This window comes from Intestinirhabdus alba (assembly GCF_009711095.1).
In the GTDB taxonomy this organism is placed as follows: Bacteria; Pseudomonadota; Gammaproteobacteria; order Enterobacterales; family Enterobacteriaceae; genus Intestinirhabdus; species Intestinirhabdus alba.
On sequence record NZ_WMJZ01000011.1, the window covers coordinates 53,966 to 71,543 of the forward strand.

Consider the following 17,578-nt stretch of genomic DNA (forward strand, 5'->3'; position numbering starts at 1 on the left):
TATTACGCAGACTAAAATAATTAATGCTGATTTTGTTTGATGACTATCACGTTTCAAGTCCTGACGACCGGTAAAGTTGCACAATGTGACAAAAAACGTTTCTTGTTGTTTCTAAACGCTCATTCACCGCCCAATTTCAGGCGGTGAATAGTATTATCTTTAATGATTAATTACGAGCTTAAAAAAAATAGCTCAGCGAGCAGAGCACAGGCGGGAGGCGTCGATGTGGAACAGACGGGCGAAGTTTTCAGTGGTGATCTGCGCCAGCTCCGCAACGGCAACGCCTTTCAGCTCAGCCAGAAACTCCGCAACGTCACGAACCATCGCCGGCTGGTTCTCTTTCCCGCGATGCGGTACCGGGGCGAGATACGGCGAATCGGTCTCCACCAGCAGACGATCCAGCGGTACATAGCGCGCGGCCTCGCGCAGCTGCCCGGCGTTACGGAAGGTCACAATCCCGGAAAATGAGATATATAAACCCAGATCCAATAGCTTACCCGCCGTTTCTTTATCCTCTGTAAAACAGTGTAGTACGCCGCCACAATCCGTCACGTTTTCTTCGCCCAGGATGGCCAGGGTATCCGCCCGCGCGTCGCGGGTATGGATAATCACCGGCTTGTTCAGCTCGCGGCCGATGCGGATATGGTTGATGAACGACGCCTGCTGTCGCGCTTTGGTTTCCGGGGTATAGAAATAGTCCAGCCCGGTCTCACCCAGCGCCACGACGCCCTCCTCCGCGGCCAGGCGGCGCAGCGCCTCCACGTCATACTCTTCATCCTGGTTTAGCGGATGTACGCCGCAGGAGAAAACGACGTTATGACGTTCGCCAACCCGCTCACGCATACTGCGGTAGCCCGGCAGGGTGGTCGCCACCGCCAGAAAAAAGTTCACGTCGCGGGCGGCGGCTTTCGCCAGCACGTCGTCCACATCCTTATGCAGGGAGTGATAATCAAGGCCATCAAGATGGCAGTGCGAGTCGACTAACAACATAATGTCTCTCTCAAAGATGGGAAACAGGCAGCGCGACCCCCGGTCGCAGATAGTGCTCTGTACGGAGAAGAAGATCGGTTAACAGCAGCTCCCGGTTGACGCCGGCGACGTTGAGGAGCTGCTCACGGCAGCGGCACAGATCGCTGAGTATCGCCTGCAGGCGCGCTGCGGATATCAGGTCGGCAAGGGTGGTAATCAGCGGCACGGCGTCAACGTTAATAGAGTGCGACACGCCCTGCTGATGCTTGAGCGCATCCAGCAGCAGCGTCGCCAGCCAGTGTAGCCTGGCGGGTGCCTGCTCATGGTTCAGGGCCGGCAGAAGCGTATACCACTCTCCGCTCTGCAGGCACTCCGCCAGCGCCTGGCGCAGGGTTTCGCGCTGGCTCCAGCCGTCGGACTGCAGCAGCATCAGCGCAGCTCCCGGCGAGCCTGCGCTCAGACGCAGCGCCGTCAGCAGCGACGCCTGTGACGCTGTCACTTCTCGCGCAAGCCAGCCCACGGCATACTGCTCAGGCGGCGGTGCCAGGTGGTGCAGCCGACAGCGGCTGCGCAGGGTGGTCAACAGACGGGCTGGCTCTCTGCTGGCGAGGAAGAACCAGGTTTCAGCGGGCGGCTCCTCAAGGGTCTTCAACAGCGCATTGCCAGCGGCGTCCGTCAGCAGCGCCGCATCGGCGATCCATACGACCTTTCCTCCGCCAAGGCGGGAATGTTCGTATAGCTTTTCGCTGACTTCACGCACCGCGTCAATGCCCAGCGCGCTTTTGCCCTTTTCCGGTGCCAGTGAATAGTAATCGGGATGGGTGCCCGCCTGCATCAGCTGGCAGCCACGGCAGCGGCCGCAGCTTTTATGGCCCTCCGGCCGCTGGCACAGCAGCCAGCGGCTCAGGGCGTAAATTAGCGCATCGTCGCCCATGCCGGGCAGCGCCTGAATTAGTAGCGCATGGTGGCCCCTTCCCGCCTGATAGCCCGCCACCAGGGTTTCGAAGTCCGGGCGCAGCCACGGATACCATTTCATGGGTTCTGCTCCTTCACCCACGTCGTGACGGCAGCACGAATCGCCGTTTTCACCTCTTCCAGCGGCCGCGTGGCGTCAATGGTAAGAATATCATCACTCTGCGCGGCCAGCTCCAGGTAGCGCGCCCGGGTGCGATTGAAAAACGTAAAAGACTCCTGCTCAATGCGATCCAGCTCGCCGCGGGCGCGGGCGCGCTTCAGCCCCACCTCCGGCGTCACATCAAGGTAGAGCGTCAGATCCGGCCGGAAGTCGCCGAGCACCGCGTCGCGCAGCGTCGCCAGCATCTGCCGATCGACGCCGCGCCCGCCGCCCTGGTAGGCCTGGGTGGAGAGATCGTGACGATCGCCGATAACCCAGGCACCGCTCGCCAGCGCGGGTTTGATAACCGTTTCCACCAGCTGTACGCGGGCGGCATAAAACATCAGCACTTCGGCTTTATCGACAATCACTTCGTCGCCCGCGGATTTAATATCCAGCACCAGGCTTCTCAGCTTTTCCGCAAGCTGCGTACCGCCCGGCTCGCGGGTAAAGATGAGATCGCGGACGCCCAGCGCTTTAAGGGTGTCGACCACCACCTCGCGCGCGGTGGTTTTTCCGGCACCCTCCAGCCCCTCGATGACGATATAATTACTGTGCATTTTTATTTCTAAGCACCTTCAGGTAGTCCCGCACGGACCGGTTATGGCCAGCGAGGTTGGTATTGAACGTGTGGCCGCCTTTGCCGTCGGCCACAAAATAGAGATACGGCGTTTTCGCCGGATGGGCCGCCGCCTTCAGCGAGGCCTCCCCCGGCATGGCGATCGGTCCGGGCGGCAGGCCGGAAATGGTATAGGTGTTATAGGCGGTCGGCCTCTCCAGATCGGTGCGGGTCAGGTTGCCATTATAGCGCTCCCCCATGCCGTAAATCACCGTTGGATCGGTCTGCAGACGCATCCCGATCCGCAGGCGGTTCACAAACACCGAGGCCACCCTGTCGCGCTCGCTGGCAACCGCCGTCTCTTTTTCAATAATGGACGCCATGGTCACCAGCTGCTCCCGATCCTTATAGGGCAGCCCCTGCGCCCGGGTCGCCCAGACGCTGTCGACAACCTTAACCATCTTCTGGTGGGCGCGCTTAAGCAGCGCCACGTCGGTTGTTCCGGCGGTATACATCCAGGTGTCAGGCCAGAACCAACCCTCCAGCCGCCCGGACTCCTCCAGCTTCAGCGCCCGGGCCACGGTCGCGTAGTCGTCGTCGCTCAGGGTGTGTTTAACGTACGGTGCCGCCCGCAGCTGCCTGAGGTAATCACTCAGGCGCATCCCTTCCACCAGCCGTAGCGGAAACTGCGCCTCTTTTCCGCTTTTAAGCAGCTGCAGCATCTGGCGAACGGTCATTCCCGGCGTCAGCCGGTAGGTGCCGGCCTTAAAATGCGCCAGATCCGGCTCAATGCGTAGCAGCCACTGAAATACCCGCGGGCGGTTGATAATTTTGTCTGCATACAGCCTCTCCCCCAGCGCCAGCCGGCCGGTGCCCGGCCTGAGGGTAAAAATCATTTCATCATCAATCAATAGCCTGCTGTCCGCCAGCTGACGAACTTTCCCTATTCCCAGACCCGCGGCGATACCCAGGATCACCAGCAGTAAAAGGACAACACCTAAAACTTTTTTCATAACGAATTCGGATGCTCGCAAAGTGGGGCTAAAAAATTAAACAGCGCTCGCGATGAAAACCGTCTCTCTCCATAGGCTCTGACGGGGATCACCGGCATCAGCGCATTGCAGACAATGGCTTCATCCGCCCGGGCAAAGTCCGCCTCACGAGCCTGGGTTTCCATCACCTGAAAGGGAGACTGTTCCAGCCTGCGCAGACAGAACTGGCGCATCACGCCGTTCACCCCGGCCTGATCCAGCCGCGGCGTCCAGACCCTGTTCCCCTTACGCCAGAACAAATTCGCCGCACAGCATTCCGTAACCCATCCCTCACTGTCAAGGACCAGCGCCTCATCCGCCCCCGTCTGCTCGAGATGGCGACGGATCAACACCTGCTCCAGGCGATTAAGATGCTTAATGCCCGCCAGCAGCGGGTTACGTCCCAGCCGGACCGGGCTGAGCGCCAGCGCGACCCCCTGCTCACGCCAGCGCGCGTAATGGTCAGGCCTGGCGGTAACCGAGAGCACGCGGCCTGGCGCGCCGCAGCCTCCCGTAGCGTAGCCCCGGCCGCCGCTGCCGCGGCTGAGGATAACCTTCAGCACCCCATGCGCCTGCCCCGCCGCAAGGCTCGACATCTCCTGCCGCAGCTCGTCCCAGCGATCAAATGGGATCGCCAGCCTGCTGCAACCCTCCTGCAGACGCGCCAGATGGGCGGCAAAAAGGCAGATGTTACCGTCAACGATCCGCGCGGTGGTGAAACACCCATCGCCGAACTGTACGGCCCGGTCGTCAGCGGCAAGGAACGCCTGTTGGCGACCATTTATCAGATACATGGCGACTCCTTAACGATGGCCCGTTAGTGTGGCAGGACGAATTATGCAGGACAAGAGAAGCAGGCTGAAATAAAAAAGGTCCGATAAACGGACCTTTCGGATTACTATCGACGGCTGGCGCAACCACAAACGTTAACGCCGCGATCGGGCAGCCCCGGACCCGGCAGGATCAGATCTTTTTGAAGATCAGAGAACCGTTGGTTCCGCCAAAGCCGAAGGAGTTGCACAGGACATACTCCATACCGTTGACCTGGCGCGCCTCGTGAGGCACGAAGTCCAGATCGCAACCTTCATCCGGATTATCCAGGTTGATGGTTGGCGGGATGGCCTGGTCGCGCAGCGCCAGGATGGAGAAAATGGACTCGATTGCCCCCGCCGCGCCCAGCAGGTGGCCGGTCATGGACTTGGTGGAGCTGACCATTACGCGGCCTGCTGCGTCACCGAAGACCGACTTCACCGCCTGCGCTTCCGCCTTGTCGCCAGCCGGCGTGGAGGTGCCGTGGGCGTTGACGTAGCCGATCTGGCCCGGCTCAACCGCCCCGTCGCGCAGCGCGTTAGCCATTGCCAGCGCCGCCCCTGCGCCGCTTTCCGGCGGTGAGGTCATGTGATAAGCATCGCTGCTCATCCCGAAGCCCACCAGCTCAGCGTAGATTTTCGCGCCGCGCGCTTTCGCATGTTCGTACTCTTCCAACACCACCATGCCCGCGCCGTCGCCCAGCACAAAGCCATCACGCTCTTTGTCCCACGGACGGCTGGCCGCCTGCGGGTTATCATTACGTGTAGAAAGCGCCCGCGCCGCGCCGAAGCCGCCCACGCCGAGGGGAGTACTGCCCTTCTCAGCGCCGCCCGCGACCATGACGTCTGCATCTCCCCAGGCGATGATACGCGCCGCCTGGCCGATGTTATGCACGCCGGTAGTACAGGCGGTGGCGATGGAGATGCTTGGCCCACGCAGGCCGTACATGATGGTAAGGTGACCCGCCACCATGTTAACAATCGTTGACGGAACGAAGAACGGACTGATCTTACGCGGCCCGCCTTTCATCAGGGAACTGTGGTTCTCTTCGATCAGGCCGAGACCGCCAATACCGGAGCCGATAGCGGCACCAATACGGGTTGCGTTCTCTTCCGTAACTTCAAGGCCAGAATCCTGCATGGCCTGCCAGCCTGCGACAATTCCATATTGAATGAAGGCATCCATCTTGCGCTGCTCTTTGCGCGAGATGATGTCATCACAGTTAAAATCCTTTACTAAGCCAGCAAATTTCGTTGCATAGGCGCTAGTATCGAAATGGTCGATCGGGCTGATGCCACTCTGACCGGCAAGAAGAGCTTTCCAGGTAGACTCTACGGTATTGCCGACAGGAGACAACATGCCCAGTCCGGTCACAACTACACGACGCTTAGACACGTTTGTCCTCCAGGGAGGGAAAATAATTCTAGTGGGACAAAAGAATAAAACTCAGGCGGTCGAGCGACCGCCTGGAGATGTTCACTTACGCCTGGTGGCCGTTGATGTAATCAATGGCAGCCTGAACGGTGGTGATTTTCTCAGCTTCTTCGTCCGGAATCTCAGTATCAAACTCTTCTTCCAGAGCCATTACCAGCTCAACGGTGTCAAGAGAATCCGCGCCCAGGTCTTCAACGAAAGAAGCATTGTTGGTCACTTCTTCCTGTTTAACGCCCAGCTGTTCGCCGATAATTTTCTTAACGCGTTCTTCGATAGTGCTCATACTCTTAAATTTCCTATCAAAACTCGCTTTCGCGATGGTTTTCGTAGTGTATAAAATGTTGAAAAATTTGCAACTAAATCCCGGCAGGTCTTACCACGATTTTACGGTATTTTGCGGCTATACGCCCTAATAACGCAAATACTTTTATACGCTTTGTTCGACAAATACCGCGGCATCGGCTTCGTCAGCACGCCCCCGGAGCTACCTTTGACGGTATTCAGGTGGCCTGCCTGGGCCGCCGCGTAACGCGATCCGACGACTTCAGCGCATAACGTGATTAAACCATGTACATTCCGCCATTGACGTGCAGAGTTTCACCAGTGATGTAACTCGCTTCGTCAGAGGCTAAGAATGCCACCGCGCTGGCGATTTCATTCGGAGAGCCTAAGCGCCCCGCAGGCACTGCCGCCAGCGTACCCGCACGCTGCTCATCCGTCAGCGCGCGCGTCATGTCCGTTTCAATAAAGCCCGGAGCAACAACGTTTACAGTAATTCCGCGGGACGCAACTTCGCGCGCCAGTGATTTACTGAAGCCGATCAGACCCGCTTTCGCCGCAGCGTAGTTAGCCTGACCCGCATTTCCCATGGTACCAACCACAGAACCAACAGTGATAATACGTCCATGACGCTTCTTCATCATAGCGCGCATTACCGCTTTTGACAGACGGAAAACTGATGACAGATTGGTGTCGAGAATATCGTTCCACTCGTCATCCTTCATTCGCATCAGCAAATTATCACGAGTGATGCCGGCATTATTGACCAGGATATCGACTTCACCAAACTCTGCGCGAATATTTTCCAGAACCGATTCAATAGATGCAGGTTCGGTCACATTCAGCTTCAGACCTTTCCCTCTGGCACCTAAATAATCGCTAATCTGCTGTGCGCCATTTTCGCTGGTTGCCGTGCCGATAACCGTTGCGCCGCGCGCGGCAAGCGTCTCAGCAATAGCGCGGCCAATACCGCGGCTGGCACCGGTGACCAGCGCAATTTTTCCTTCAAAAGTCATGGAGTTCCTCTTTATTGCGAAAGTGCCGCTGACATCGCCGCCGGTTCGTTAAGCGCCGAGGCGGTCAGGGTGTCAACAATACGCTTCGTCAGGCCGCAGAGAACTTTACCCGGGCCGACTTCATACAGGTGCGTCACGCCCTGCGCGGCGATAAACTCTACGCTCTTCGTCCACTGTACCGGGCTGTAGAGCTGGCGCACCAGCGCATCGCGGATCGCTTCAGCTGTAGTTTCACACGTTACATCAACGTTATTTACCACCGGCACGGTCGGCGCGCTGAAGGTAATGCTGGCTAATTCCACCGCCAGCTTCTCTGCGGCGGGCTTCATCAGCGCACAGTGGGACGGCACGCTCACCGGCAGCGGCAGCGCACGCTTCGCGCCGGCGGCCTTGCAGGCGCTCCCCGCGCGCTCGACGGCCTCTTTATGCCCGGCAATCACCACCTGTCCGGGGGAGTTAAAGTTGACCGGAGAGACGACTTGGCCTTCCGCCGCCGCGGCGCAGGCCTGCGCGATAGCCGCATCGTCGAGTCCGATGATCGCCGCCATCGCCCCGGTGCCTTCCGGCACCGCCTCCTGCATAAATTTACCGCGCAGCTCGACCAGGCGCACCGCATCGGCAAAGCCGATAACTCCGGCGCAGACCAGCGCAGAGTATTCACCGAGGCTGTGGCCCGCCATCAGCGCTGGCGTTTTGCCCCCCTGCTGCTGCCAGGCGCGATACAGCGCCACGGAGGCGGCTAACAGCGCGGGCTGGGTTTGCCAGGTTTTGTTCAGTTCTGCCGCCGGCCCCTGCTGAGTCAGCGCCCACAGGTCATAGCCCAGCGCGGCGGAGGCTTCGGCAAAAGTCTCTTCTATGATCGGATACTCAGCGGCCATATCGGCCAGCATCCCGACGGCTTGCGATCCCTGGCCTGGGAACACAAATGCAAATTGCGTCATGTTTAAATCCTTATACTAAAAACGAACCAGCGCGGAGCCCCAGGTGAATCCGCCGCCGAAGGCCTCAAGCAGCACCAGCTGGCCTGCTTTAATGCGCCCGTCGCGCACGGCTTCGTCCAGCGCGCAGGGAACGGAGGCCGCAGAGGTATTGCCGTGCCGGTCCAGCGTCACAACCACGCTGTCCATCGACATCCCCAGCTTTTTCGCCGTCGCGCTGATGATGCGCAGGTTGGCCTGATGCGGAACCAGCCAGTCCAGCTCAGCGCGATCGAGGTTATTCGCCGCCAGCGTCTCGTCGACGATATGGGCCAGCTCCGTCACAGCGACTTTAAAGACTTCGTTGCCCGCCATCGTCAGATGGATGGGGTTTTCCGGATTCACGCGATCGGCGTTAGGCAGCGTCAGGAGTTCGCCGTAGCTGCCGTCCGCGTGCAGATGGGTGGAGATAATCCCCGGCTCTTCAGAGGCACCCAGCACAACCGCGCCGGCACCGTCGCCGAAGATAATGATCGTCCCGCGATCGCTCGGATCGCAGGTGCGCGCCAGCACGTCGGAGCCGATCACCAGCGCATACTTTACCGCGCCGGATTTAACATACTGATCGGCCACGCTCAGCGCATAGGTAAAACCGGCGCACGCGGCGGCAACGTCAAACGCCGGGCAGCCCTTCACGCCCAGCATGCTCTGGATTTCACAGGCGGCGCTTGGAAAAGCGTGCGTTGCCGAGGTGGTCGCCACGACAATCAGTCCGATCTCATTTTTATCAATGCCGGACATCTCCAGCGCGCGGCTTGCCGCCGCAAAACCCATGGTCGCGACTGACTCATTGGGCGCGGCAATATGGCGTTCACGAATACCTGTGCGAGTCACAATCCACTCGTCAGAGGTCTCGACCATTTTTTCCAGATCGGCGTTAGTCCGCACCTGTTCGGGCAGATAGCTGCCGGTACCAATAATCTTCGTATACATATACGCTCAGTCACTTTTCGATGATGTCCCACGACCTGCAAACGCAGGTGCCGACGGGCGTTAAACGGCGCGCTTAGCCCTGCGGGCGCGCCTCTTCACCGCTGTCGGCATCCAGCGGTTCGAAGCCAGCCGGGTATACAGATTTCAGGCGAGCGGCAATTCGCTGAGGAACCTGTCGCTGCACCGCCTGCACCGCCTGTTCAATCGCAACGGTAAACGCCCGCTGATTCGCCGCACCGTGACTTTTTATCACCGTGCCGCGCAATCCTAACAGACAAGCGCCATTATACTGGTCGGGGTTGAGGTGCCCGAATCGCCTGGTCAGTTTTTTTTGTAACCAACGCTTTAATAGCCGCAGCCACCAGGCGCTTTTCCCCTCTTCTCCCTGCGACTTCAGCAGCGACAGGAACAGGCGAACCACCCCTTCCATCGTCTTTAACGTCACGTTGCCGGTAAAACCGTCGCAGACCAGCACGTCCGTTTTTCCCGTCAACAGCTCATTGGCTTCGAGATAGCCGATGTAGTTGATGGAGGGGATAGCCTTCAGCTGTTGGGAAGCGTCCCGGATGCTGTCCAGCCCCTTGGTCTCTTCTTCGCCGATGTTGAGCAGCGCCACGCGGGGGCGGATGATACCCACCACCTCCTCCGCCAGAACGGAGCCCATAATGGCGAACTGCACCAGCATCGCGCTGTCGCAGCCGACGTTAGCCCCTAAGTCGAGGACTACCGTTTTGCCCTTCAGCTGGTGCGGCAGCAGCGTCACCAGCGCGGGGCGCTCAATCCCCGCAAGGGGTTTGAGCAGTAATTTTGCCAGTCCCATCAGCGCACCGGTATTTCCGGCGCTGACGCAGGCCTGCGCTCGCCCTTCCTTTACCAGTTCCAGGGCCACACGCATGGAGCTACCGCGGCTGGCGCGGATTGCCTGCGAAGGCCGGGCATTACTGGCGATAACTGACTGCGCAGGGATAACCTGCAGACGCGAACGTTGTGCAAAGTCAGCTTTAGCAAGTAATGGCGTGATGGTATCGGGGTCCCCGACTAAAAGAAGTGTGAGCTGTGAATTGGCATTCAGCGCCTGCAGTGCTGCAGGCACCGTCACGGAGGGGCCAAAATCGCCCCCCATGACATCTAACGCCAGGGTTAGACGTGTCAAGGTATCGTCGCCGCCCGGTTCGGTGCTTCCCCGGTCGCCCGGGGAGTATCCTCACTAAGCTTCATCACGCAGGCCCCGCCGACCTTCACCCCGGCGGTAACCGACGGAGTGAAATTCAGTGGGTAAGCGCGATTACTTAGCGATGACCTTACGGCCGCGGTAGTAACCGTCGGCAGTGATGTGGTGACGCAGGTGTTTCTCACCAGAGGTTTTGTCTACGGACAGGCTGGTGACTGCGGTCAGCGCGTCATGGGAACGACGCATGCCACGTTTGGAACGGGTTGGTTTATTCTGTTGTACGGCCATGGACCTTACTCCTTAATTACTTACGCTTTAAGCTGGCTAATACGGCAAATGGATTTGGTTTTTGCGCTTCATCAGGCAGTTCGCCAAAGACCATGTCCGCCTCGGACACTTCACAGTGTTCAGAATCATGCACCGGAACTACCGGCAAGGAGAGGATAATCTCATCTTCCACCGTTGCAAGTAGATCGATTTCACCGAATTCGTTAACCTCAATCGGCTCATACGCTTCCGGCAGTGCTTCAGCCTGTTCGTCAGAGCGGACCGGACTGAAGCAATACGTTGTGTGAACCTGATGGGTAAACGGCTTCCCGCAGCGCTGGCATTCGAGCGATACCGTCACCTTTGCATCACCGCGTAAAACGGCAAGGCGCTGGTTATCGATAGCGAACGACATGGAGCACTCCACATCACTGTCCACGCTGACCACGGATTCGGCGACGCGCTCAACCTGATCGGGGGTATAGATACCCTGGTAATCAAGGCGTTTTTGAGCCGTACGAACCGGATCGAGAGTCAGGGGTAATTTTACCTTTTGCATAGGGCGCGCATATTAACTTCGTAACGTCAGAGAGTCAAAGAAAAAGGCAGCACGCGGTTGCCTTTTTCCAATAATTCGCCCACATTGCGGGCTGCAGCCCTGTTTTCACGCAGGAGACGCCCCGTCGGCGAACCTGAATGACCAGGCGCTAAGTTTAAAATGCCACTCGGCAATACGCTATATCTCCGGGAGAAAAATATGCCTGGCCTCATTTTAGCTTCTACATCCCCCTGGCGGCGCGCGCTGCTCGAAAAACTGGCGATTCCCTTTGAATGCGCCGCCCCCGACGTTGATGAAACGCCGATGCCGGGTGAATCACCCCGCCATCTGGTTACCCGGCTGGCGCAGGCGAAGGCGCAATCGCTGGCCGGGCGCTATCCGGCACACTTGATTATCGGTTCCGATCAGGTCTGCGTGCTGGACGGCATCATCACCGGCAAACCGCTGACCGAGGAGAATGCCCGCCTGCAGCTGGCCAAAGCCAGCGGCACCAGCGTGACGTTTTATACCGGACTGGCGCTTTATAACAGCGCTACCGGCCATCTTCAGACCGAATGCGAACCCTTTGACGTCCACTTCCGTCATCTCAGCGAAGCGGAAATTGCCGACTACGTGCGCAAGGAGCGCCCCCTGCACTGCGCGGGCAGCTTCAAGAGCGAAGGGCTGGGTATAGCGCTGTTCGAACGCCTGGAAGGGCGGGACCCGAATACGCTGGTCGGCCTGCCGCTAATCGCACTAAGCCAGATGCTGCGCCGGGAGGAGCGGAATCCGCTGACGGCGTAACGCGCCCGGCGGGCCTGCGGTAAAGCGCCCTGGCCCGCCGGAAATTCACCTCTTCGCGGCGTTGCGCAGCGTCTGCAGACAGCGCTTCAGCTCATCGCTCATAGGTGCCTCGATACGCAGCGTTTCCCCGCTGCCCGGATGGATAAACGTCAGCGCCGCGGCGTGCAGGAACAGCCGACCAGGCCCGATGCCCGCCAGCTGCAGGTCAAAGTCGCGGTCGCCGTAGCGGTCATCGAACGCGATCGGATGCCCGGCATGTTGAGTATGCACGCGGATCTGATGGGTGCGTCCGGTTACCGGGCTGCAGCGCATCAGGGTGGCGAAAGCATAGCGCTCCTCCACCTTAAAGCGGGTTTCCGAGGGTTTCCCCTCCTGGCTGACCCGCACGATTCGCTCCCCGCTTTGCAGGATATTTTTCAGCAGCGGTGCCTGCACCGACTTCAGGTGTGACGGCCACTGGCCGCGCACCAGCGCCAGATAATCTTTCTGCATCCCCTTCCCGCGCAGCTGCTCATGCAGCGAACGCAGCGCCGAGCGCTTTTTGGCGACCAGCAGCACGCCGGAGGTATCGCGATCGAGACGATGCACCAGCTCAAGGAAACGTGCCTCCGGCCGCAGCGCCCGCAGCCCTTCGATAACGCCGAAGCTCAGGCCGCTGCCGCCGTGTACGGCGGTGCCGGAAGGTTTATTCAGCACCAGAATCGCGTCATCCTCATACAGAATGACCTCCGCCAGCGCCGCCACCTTTTGTAGACGCGGGGAGAGGGCCGCCTCCTCGCGCTCTGCGACCCGAACCGGCGGGATACGCACTTCATCTCCGGCCTCAAGCTTGTACTCCGGCTTGATGCGCTTTTTGTTCACCCGCACTTCACCTTTGCGCAAAATGCGATAAATCATACTCTTCGGCACGCCCTTTAGCTGCGCGCGCAAAAAGTTGTCGATGCGTTGCCCGGCCTCATCGGCGCTGATAGCAACAATTTTTACGGATGGCGTCTCAGTTTTCATGGGGGGCGATTCTAATTAGCCATCGAAATTAGCGCCACTCATTTTTCTATGCTTATATTTACTTCAGTCACCCGGCAAAACGCCTTCGACATGACCAGATTGTTGGTTATTAGACCAATCCCCAATCAGGAAGTGAAGAAACTGTGAGTAACCGGGTGATAAAGGGTAAAAGTCAACTTGCTATAACAAGGTTAGCAATGGAATAATGGCGCGGTTTCCGTGACAAATCTTGTTAAAACAAGCCGTTTAACGGAATGACCCATTTTGCCAGGACGATCATCAACGCAGCAATGGCGTAAGACGTATTGATCTTTCAGGCAGTTAGCGGGCTGCGGGTTGCAGTCCTTACCGGTAAAGTGCTCTGGTATTTCACGTTGCAGGAAGACGGCAGATCTGAGGATCGTCGAATGCTTACGTCAGGTAAGCGTTCAGAATGAACTGACGAAGCCCGCGCCTCTGCAGCGTAAAAGTTGATGAGCACGATGGGATTTTCTCTGGAGAATATTACCCAGGCTTGTTCCCCTGATATACCCTAAATAATTCGAGTTGCAGGAAGGCGGCGACGCAGAGAATCCCCAGGAGCTTACTGAGTAAGTGACTGAGGAGAGCGAAGGCAAATCGGCTTAGCCGATTTGAACGCCGTTGGCGGCGGCCCTTCAGGGTGAGACCCCTGGGCCGAATAAAGCCAACGTACATGCTACTTGAAGTATGACGGGTATAATTGCGCTGTGTTTCCGTATGAAATACAGGCTACCGACGCTCTGCGCCTCTTTAAGCTGGCGACAACCGTGAGGTTGACGACGCGATATAGACACGAGGCCATCGGTTCATACCCGGCAAGGCAAACCATGCCCGCAGCTTAGTCGTCAATGTAAGAATAATGAGTAAGTTACGATGAAAAGAATGTTAATCAACGCAACTCAGCAGGAAGAGTTGCGTGTCGCCCTTGTAGACGGGCAGCGTCTGTACGACCTGGATATCGAAAGCCCGGGGCATGAACAGAAAAAAGCGAACATCTACAAAGGCAAAATCACCCGTATTGAGCCGAGTCTGGAAGCCGCATTTGTTGATTATGGCGCTGAACGTCACGGTTTCCTCCCGTTAAAAGAGATCGCCCGCGAATATTTCCCCGCCAGCTACAGCGCCCATGGCCGCCCCAATATTAAAGATGTTCTCCGCGAAGGACAGGAAGTGATTGTTCAGATCGATAAAGAAGAGCGCGGCAATAAAGGCGCGGCGCTCACCACCTTTATTAGTCTGGCGGGAAGCTACCTGGTTCTGATGCCGAACAATCCGCGCGCGGGCGGTATTTCCCGGCGCATTGAGGGTGACGATCGCACCGAGCTGAAAGAGGCGCTGGCAAGCCTTGAGCTGCCTGACGGCATGGGCCTTATCGTGCGCACCGCGGGCGTCGGCAAATCCGCCGAAGCGCTGCAGTGGGACCTGAGCTTTCGTCTGAAGCACTGGGAAGCCATTCAGAAAGCGGCCGAAAATCGCCCTGCTCCGTTCCTGATCCATCAGGAGAGCAACGTTATCGTCCGCGCCTTCCGCGACTATCTGCGCCAGGATATCGGCGAAATCCTGATCGATAACCCGAAGGTGCTTGAGCTGGCGCGCCAGCATATCGCCGCCCTGGGCCGCCCGGATTTCAGCAGCAAGATCAAGCTGTATACCGGTGAAATCCCGCTGTTCAGCCATTATCAGATTGAATCGCAGATCGAGTCCGCCTTCCAGCGCGAAGTGCGGCTGCCCTCCGGCGGTTCGATTGTTATCGACAGTACCGAAGCGCTGACCGCCATCGACATCAACTCCGCTCGCGCCACCCGCGGCGGCGATATCGAAGAGACCGCCTTCAACACCAACCTCGAAGCGGCGGATGAGATCGCCCGCCAGCTGCGCCTGCGCGACCTGGGCGGCCTGATCGTCATCGATTTTATTGATATGACGCCGGTTCGTCACCAGCGCGCGGTGGAAAACCGCCTGCGCGAGGCGGTGCGTCAGGATCGTGCACGCATTCAGATCAGCCATATTTCCCGCTTCGGCCTGCTGGAGATGTCCCGCCAGCGCCTCAGCCCGTCGCTGGGGGAATCCAGCCATCACGTCTGCCCGCGCTGTAGCGGCACCGGCACCGTCCGTGATAACGAGTCGCTCTCCCTGTCAATTCTGCGCCTGATCGAAGAAGAGGCGCTGAAAGAGAATACCCAGGAAGTACATGCTATCGTTCCGGTGCCTATCGCCTCCTACCTGCTGAACGAAAAACGCACGGCGGTAAACGCCATTGAGACCCGTCAGGACGGCGTGCGCTGCGTTATCGTGCCGAACGACCAGATGGAAACACCGCACTACTCCGTGCTGCGGGTGCGTAAAGGCGAAGAGACTTCGACCCTCAGCTACATGCTGCCGAAGCTGCATGAAGAGGAGATGGCGCTGCCTTCGGAAGAGGAGCACGCCGAGCGCAAGCGTCCTGAGCAGCCTGCGCTGGCAGCTTTCGCCATGCCGGACGTGCCGCCCGCCCCCACCCCGACCGAGCCTGCCGCGAAGAGCGCCGCTCCGCAGCCTGCCGCTCCGCAGGCGGCCCCGTCGAACGGCCTGTTCGGTCGTCTCTTCGGCGCGCTGAAGTCGCTGTTTGCCGGCGGCGAAGAAGAGGTGGCCAGGCCAGAAGCGCAGCCAGCGCCGAAGGCGGCAGAGAAAACCGAGCGCCCGCAGGAGCGCCGCAGGCCCCGTCCGAACACCCGCCGCGACCGTAACGAGCGCGGCGAGCGTAATGAACGTAGCGATCGTCGCGCCGAGCGGAGCGAAGAGAGCGAAAATCGCGAAGAAAATCGCCGTAACCGCCGCCAGACCCAGCAGCAAAACGCCGAAGCGCGCGAAAGCCGCCAGCAGGCTGCCGAGGTTGTTGAAAAAGCGAAGAGCGGCGATGAGCAGCAGACGCCGCGTCGCGAGCGCAATCGCCGCCGCAGCGACGACAGACGTCAGAACCAGCAGGAGGTGAAGGCGCTGGCCGTTGAGGAGCAGCAGCCGGTACAGGAAGCGGAGCAGGAGGAGCGCGTTCGTCAGCCCCAGCAGCGCCGCAAGCCGCGCCAGCTGAACCAGAAGGTACGCATTACCGACGGCGTCGCTGAAGAAAGCGCCATTGAGCAGAGCGCACCGGCCTGCGACAGCACCCCGGTGAAAGCCGATCTGCCCGCCGTTGCCGAAGCGCCGCTGCCGGTCGTTGCCGAAGCCGCGCCGGAACAGGGTAATAATGACGAAGCGCGCGACGCTGCCGGTATGCCGCGCCGTTCCCGCCGTTCGCCGCGCCATCTGCGCGTCAGCGGACAGCGCCGTCGTCGCTACCGTAACGAGCGCTACCCGACCCAGTCGCCGATGCCGCTGACCGTTGCCTGCGCCTCTCCGGAGATGGCGTCCGGCAAGGTATGGATCCGCTATCCGGTTGCCCGCCCGCAGGACGCTCAGGCTGAAGAGCAGCATGAGCAGGAGATCGCGGCGCTCCAGGAGCCGCAGACGGCCATCAATGGCGTCGCGCCTGACCAGCAACAGCCGCAGCCGATAGCGCCAGACACCCGCCATCCGCAGGTAATTGCCGCCCCGGTTGATGCCCGGCCGCAGATGATTGCTGAAGCGGACGAGCCGGTCGCCGATCGGGTTATCGCACAGGCTCAGCCCGCAGACGAAGCGGCTGACAGGCCGGTCGCCGCAAACGCTGACGAACCTGAGGTCGTCGCTGCCGAAACGGTCACCGCACCGGCAGAGGAGATGAAAACCGCCTCCGCACCGGCAGAGGAGATGAAAACCGCCTCCGCACCGGCAGAGGAGGTGAAAACCGCCTCCGCACCGGCAGAGGAGATGAAAACCGCCTCCGCACCGGCAGAGGAGATGAAAACCGCCTCCGCACCGGCAGAGGAGATGAAAACCGCCTCCGCACCGGCAGAGGAGATGAAAACCGCCTCCGCACCGGCAGAGGAGATGAAAACCGCCTCCGCACCGGCAGAGGAGATGAAAACCGCCTCCGCACCGGCAGAGGAGATGAAAACCGCCTCCGCACCGGCAGAGGAGATGAAAACCGCCTCCGCACCGGCAGAGGAGATGAAAACCGCCTCCGCACCGGCAGAGGAGATGAAAACCGCCTCCGCACCGGCAGAGGAGATGAAAACCGCCTCCGCACCGGCAGAGGAGATGAAAACCGCCTCCGCACCGGCAGAGGAGATGAAAACCGCCTCCGCACCGGCAGAGGAGATGAAAACCGCCTCCGCGCCGGCAGAGGAGATGAAAACCGCCTCCGCGCCGGCAGAGGAGATGAAAACCGCCTCCGCGCCGGCAGAGGAGGTGAAAACCGCCTCCGCGCTGACAATCGCAGAAGCGCCGTCGAAGCCTGAAACCGCCGCTGCAGCAGCGCCTGCCGCGCGCCAACAGGCAGCCAGTCTGCCGTCTGCCGCCGTAGAAGCCGCACCGGCAGCGTGTGAACACAGCCACTCGGCCGCGCCGATGACCCGCGCCCCGGCACCGGAGTACGTGCCGGAAGCGCCGCGCCGCAGCGACTGGCAGCGCCCCGCCTTCGTCTTTGAAGGACGCGGAGCCGCCGGCGGACACAGCGCAACGCATCAGGCCTCTGCGGAACCTGCCCGTCCTCAGCCTGTTGAATAAACTGAACCGCTGACAAACAGCCGACCT

General features: G+C 59.6%; 16 protein-coding genes. 2 read left to right on the forward strand and 14 right to left on the reverse strand.

Annotation, left to right across the window (positions count from 1 at the left end):
* Positions 1-192: 192 nt before the first annotated feature.
* The 13 genes from GJV78_RS09765 to yceD form a co-directional block, all read right to left on the reverse strand.
* Positions 193-990 carry a metal-dependent hydrolase gene (locus GJV78_RS09765; protein ID WP_155108164.1) on the reverse strand — a complete coding sequence of 266 codons (798 nt, stop codon included), beginning with the start codon at positions 988-990 and terminating at the stop codon, positions 193-195.
* 10 nt (positions 991-1,000) lie between these two features.
* Positions 1,001-2,005 carry a DNA polymerase III subunit delta' gene (gene holB / locus GJV78_RS09770; protein ID WP_155108165.1) on the reverse strand — a complete coding sequence of 335 codons (1,005 nt, stop codon included), beginning with the start codon at positions 2,003-2,005 and terminating at the stop codon, positions 1,001-1,003.
* Positions 2,002-2,643 carry a dTMP kinase gene (gene tmk / locus GJV78_RS09775; RefSeq protein WP_155108166.1) on the reverse strand — a complete coding sequence of 214 codons (642 nt, stop codon included), beginning with the start codon at positions 2,641-2,643 and terminating at the stop codon, positions 2,002-2,004. The genes holB and tmk overlap by 4 nt, the downstream gene beginning before the upstream one ends.
* Positions 2,633-3,655 (reverse strand): cell division protein YceG, encoded by a 1,023-nt coding sequence (yceG, locus tag GJV78_RS09780; protein WP_155108167.1) that lies wholly within the window; start codon positions 3,653-3,655, stop codon positions 2,633-2,635. Before yceG ends, tmk begins: the two co-directional genes overlap by 11 nt.
* Positions 3,652-4,467: an aminodeoxychorismate lyase gene (pabC, locus tag GJV78_RS09785; RefSeq protein WP_155108168.1), complete on the reverse strand. Its 816-nt coding sequence runs from the start codon at positions 4,465-4,467 to the stop codon at positions 3,652-3,654. The genes yceG and pabC overlap by 4 nt, the downstream gene beginning before the upstream one ends.
* A 169-nt stretch (positions 4,468-4,636) precedes the next feature.
* The gene (fabF, locus tag GJV78_RS09790; RefSeq protein WP_167519492.1) at positions 4,637-5,878 is read right to left on the reverse strand and encodes a beta-ketoacyl-ACP synthase II; all 1,242 of its coding nucleotides are present in this window, start codon (positions 5,876-5,878) and stop codon (positions 4,637-4,639) included.
* A gap of 85 nt (positions 5,879-5,963) precedes the next feature.
* Entirely contained in the window at positions 5,964-6,200 is a 237-nt protein-coding gene (acpP, locus tag GJV78_RS09795) for an acyl carrier protein (RefSeq protein WP_000103754.1), read from the reverse strand.
* Positions 6,201-6,477: 277 nt separating this feature from the next.
* Complete coding sequence (gene fabG / locus GJV78_RS09800; protein ID WP_155108169.1) at positions 6,478-7,212, reverse strand: 3-oxoacyl-ACP reductase FabG; 735 nt, start codon at positions 7,210-7,212, stop codon at positions 6,478-6,480.
* Positions 7,213-7,223: 11 nt separating this feature from the next.
* A complete protein-coding gene (gene fabD, locus GJV78_RS09805; RefSeq protein ID WP_155108170.1) occupies positions 7,224-8,153 on the reverse strand; it encodes an ACP S-malonyltransferase in 930 nt (309 codons plus the stop codon).
* 15 nt (positions 8,154-8,168) lie between these two features.
* A complete protein-coding gene (locus tag GJV78_RS09810; RefSeq protein ID WP_155108171.1) occupies positions 8,169-9,122 on the reverse strand; it encodes a beta-ketoacyl-ACP synthase III in 954 nt (317 codons plus the stop codon).
* 73 nt (positions 9,123-9,195) lie between these two features.
* Positions 9,196-10,275 carry a phosphate acyltransferase PlsX gene (gene plsX, locus GJV78_RS09815; RefSeq protein ID WP_155108172.1) on the reverse strand — a complete coding sequence of 360 codons (1,080 nt, stop codon included), beginning with the start codon at positions 10,273-10,275 and terminating at the stop codon, positions 9,196-9,198.
* 132 nt (positions 10,276-10,407) lie between these two features.
* Positions 10,408-10,581, reverse strand: a complete 174-nt coding sequence (gene rpmF / locus GJV78_RS09820; protein ID WP_000290727.1) for a 50S ribosomal protein L32 — start codon at positions 10,579-10,581, stop codon at positions 10,408-10,410.
* Positions 10,582-10,597: 16 nt separating this feature from the next.
* On the reverse strand, positions 10,598-11,119 hold the full coding sequence (gene yceD, locus GJV78_RS09825) for a 23S rRNA accumulation protein YceD (protein ID WP_155108173.1): 522 nt from the start codon (positions 11,117-11,119) through the stop codon (positions 10,598-10,600).
* A gap of 198 nt (positions 11,120-11,317) precedes the next feature.
* Between yceD and GJV78_RS09830 the strand changes: the two genes are divergently transcribed.
* Complete coding sequence (locus tag GJV78_RS09830; RefSeq protein WP_155108174.1) at positions 11,318-11,902, forward strand: Maf family protein; 585 nt, start codon at positions 11,318-11,320, stop codon at positions 11,900-11,902.
* Positions 11,903-11,947: 45 nt separating this feature from the next.
* Here GJV78_RS09830 and rluC read toward each other — a convergent pair whose 3' ends face one another.
* Positions 11,948-12,907, reverse strand: coding sequence for a 23S rRNA pseudouridine(955/2504/2580) synthase RluC (gene rluC, locus GJV78_RS09835; RefSeq protein ID WP_155108175.1), 960 nt, complete (start codon positions 12,905-12,907; stop codon positions 11,948-11,950).
* A gap of 894 nt (positions 12,908-13,801) precedes the next feature.
* On the opposite strand from rluC, the gene rne reads away from it, so the two are divergent.
* Positions 13,802-17,551, forward strand: a complete 3,750-nt coding sequence (rne, locus tag GJV78_RS09840; RefSeq protein ID WP_155108176.1) for a ribonuclease E — start codon at positions 13,802-13,804, stop codon at positions 17,549-17,551.
* Positions 17,552-17,578 lie beyond the last annotated feature (27 nt).